This is a genomic window from Brevundimonas sp., from assembly GCF_018608325.1.
GTDB lineage: Bacteria > Pseudomonadota > Alphaproteobacteria > Caulobacterales > Caulobacteraceae > Brevundimonas.
This window is the reverse complement of the sequence record NZ_JABAZW010000043.1, coordinates 28681-31132: the sequence shown is the minus strand read 5'-3', so window position 1 is coordinate 31132 and position 2452 is coordinate 28681. Positions and strand designations below refer to the sequence as shown.

Here is a 2452-nt window from a genome sequence, read left to right as displayed (position 1 = left end):
AGGCCGATGTGATCTCCGACAGCGCATCCGCCGCGCGGATCGGCGAACTGCCCGCCGCCAATCTGGCCGAGGCCCTGCAACGCGTGCCCGGCGTGGCCATCGAACGCGAGGTGGGCGAGGGCCAGTTCGTCAGCGTGCGGGGGCTGGGGCCGCTGTTCCAGTCGGTGACCCTGAACGGCGCGCCGGTCGCCTTCAATGAGAACATCCGCAACTCGACCCAGAGCGGACGTCAATTCCGTTTCCGCGCCCTGTCCGCCGAACTGCTGGCGGGGGCGCAGGTCACCAAGTCCGCCACGCCTGACCTGATCGAAGGCGGCATCGGCTCCAACATCGACATCGAAACCATCAGCGGACTGGGCGGCGATCCCTTCCTTAGCCTGCGCGTAGGCGGGGCGGTCGAGGACCGGGCGCGAGCGATGCGGCCGGATGTTTCGGTCGCCGGACGGATGGTGTCCGGGGACGGCGACTGGGGTCTGGTCGGCGGGCTGGCGCAGGAAGAACGCTCAGTCGTCTATGATCGTTTTCAGATCCAACGCTATGTCGATCTGACGCTGGACGGCGGCCGCGTCGCCGCGCCCAGTGATGTCCGCACCACGGTCGAGCAGGAAGAGCGACTTCGCCGCAGCCTGTTTCTGGGCGGCGACTGGGCCGCATCGCCGACGACACGCTTCAGCTTCAACAGTCTGATCTCCACCTTCGACAACACCATCCGCGAAGACCGTCTGGTCTATGGGTTGGGCGAGTTGCTGATCGCGCCGGGGGTACAGACGCGGGTGCGCGACGGCGTGGTCGTGGCGGCGTCTGTCCCCGCAGGCCACATCGACAACAACACCGAGTTTTCGCAGCAGGCGCACCTGAACCTGATCGTGTCAGGCAGGGCCGAGTTCGTCGTGGGCGACTGGCTGGCGACGGCCCGCGTCTCGGCCTCGCGCGCCCGCTCGCGGCTGGATACGCCGCTGGAGCGTATCTACGCCCAGTCGATCCAGAAGACCGCCTATGCCGTCGATCTGGACGGGGCGGTGACCAACCGGCGCGCGGCCAGTCTGACGACCGATCTGGACCTGCTGGACTCCACGGCGCTTAGGAACCAACGGATCGGGGTGCGCGCGATTGAGTCCGTCGATGACGACCTGACCCTGATGGCCGATGCCCGAAGGGGGCTGAGCCGGGATATGGGGCTGCTGCGTCTGTCAGAGGTGAAGTTCGGCGTTCAGATCAGCGACCGCAGCCGCGACTATCAACGCCGTGACCGTGAGGCCGTGCTGCGTCCGGGCGCGGTGATCACGCCTGACTTCATGGGCGGCCAGACGCCGAAGGGGGTATTCGACGGCTTGATCGGGCGTCAGCCGGGCGGTTGGGCCACGGCGGATTTCGGCTGGTTCCGCGACGCCTTTCATATTCCCAACGAAAGTGACGGCATCATCGTCCTGCCGCGCGACCTGACGCCGACGGGGGCCGATCTGCGTAACTCTTACGCCGTGTCGGAGCGGGTCGGGGCGGCCTATGTGCGGCTGGATTTTGATGGGGCGGCGGGGGCGGTTCCCTTCTTCGGCAACTTCGGCCTGCGCGCCGTGACCACGCGCACCGGTGTCGATGGGGCGCTGGTCGAGACGGGCGGCGACGGCGCCCTGGCCATCCGCCCCGTGTCCCATGCAGGGGAGGCGACCCTGCTGTTGCCCAGCGCCAATATCGCCTTCGATCTGGACGCCCACAGGCGGCTGCGGCTGGCCGCATCGCGCACCATGACCCGGCCTTCGCTGGCGGACCTGCGGCTGGCCACGGCCCCCGCCAGCATGCTGGTCTCCAGCATCTATGAGCGCGGGCAGGCCGAGATCGACGGCCCGTCCCCCGGAACCATCTTTTCCGGCATCGGCGGCAATCCTGCGCTGAAACCCTATGTCTCGACCAATCTGGACCTGTCTTATGAGTGGAGCTTCACCGACGGCGCGCTCAGCATTGCGGTGTTTTACAAGCGGATCGACGACTTCATCGCTCTGGTCGCCGCGCCCGAACTTCTGACCTTCGAGACACGCGCCGGGCCGCTGGTTCAGGCGCAGGTGTCGATGCTGCGCCCGCGCAATCTGGGACAGGCCGAAAGCCGGGGCGTGGAGGTCGGCCTGCACAAGAAACTGTCGTCCGGTTTCGGCCTGTGGGCCAGCGCGACCTGGACCGACAGTCACGGGCCGAACGGCCAGACACGCCTGACCGGGGTTTCCGATCTGGCCTATTCGATCAATCCGTTCTTCGAGCGCGGGCCGGTGTCGGCGGGTCTGTCGTGGTCGTGGCGGTCGGCCTTCAAGTCCGAGGCTGATATGCAGGGGGGCGGGGTGTCCGACTTCATCATCGCCTCCGCCGGTTATCTGGACGCTCAGGCCAGTTATGACCTCACGCCCGCCGCCCAGATCGTGATCGCGGCCTCCAACCTGACCGACACGACCGATCTGGCCTATGA

At 67.1% G+C, this 2452-nt stretch carries 1 protein-coding gene; it reads left to right on the top strand.

Annotation, left to right across the window (positions count from 1 at the left end):
- Positions 1–2452: TonB-dependent receptor (locus QZ281_RS04595; RefSeq protein WP_292225253.1), on the top strand; the 2452-nt coding region annotated here is incomplete at both ends.